At 55.1% G+C, this 546-nt stretch carries 1 protein-coding gene; it reads left to right on the top strand.

All coding sequences use genetic code 11. The annotated features are described in order from the left end of the window. Positions 1–546 (top strand): VaFE repeat-containing surface-anchored protein (locus U8U68_RS22155; protein WP_322204659.1); only part of this gene is annotated, 546 nt, incomplete at both ends.

Here is a 546-nt window from a genome sequence, read left to right as displayed (position 1 = left end):
AGTTACACCTTTAACGCCAGCGCACTGGCGGGCAAATCCGTGGTGGTGTTCGAGGATTTGTACGAGGGTGAGAGCAAGGTTGCCAGCCATGCGGACATAGAGGACGAGGGCCAGACTGTGGAGTTTACCGAGCCGAAAATCGGCACTACTGCCACCGTGAACGGCGAGCACACTGCCGAGCCTGTTGGCGAAATTACCATCGTTGACACAGTGAAATACTTCGGGCTGATTCCGGGCAAGGAGTACACGGTCAAGGGCGTACTCATGGACAAGGCTACTGGCAAACCGCTGATGGTGAATGACAAGGAAATCACTGCCGAGGCCACCTTCCGGGCCAGCAAGGAGGAAGGGACTATTGACATTCCCTTTACCTTTGACGCGTCCGCGCTGGCAGGCAAGACCGTCGTTGTCTTTGAAACTCTGTACCGGGACAAGCTGGAGGTCTGCACCCATGCCGATATTGAGGACAAGGACCAGACTGTGACCTTCAGCGAGAAGCCGGAGATTAAGACCACGGCTACCGTAAACGGTGAGAAAAAAGTGGAA

The organism is Acutalibacter intestini (genome assembly GCF_034334985.1).
GTDB classification, from domain to species: Bacteria; Bacillota; Clostridia; order Oscillospirales; family Acutalibacteraceae; genus Acutalibacter; species Acutalibacter intestini.
Note: the sequence above shows the minus strand (reverse complement) of the source record. Positions and strands in the feature narration are given on the sequence as shown.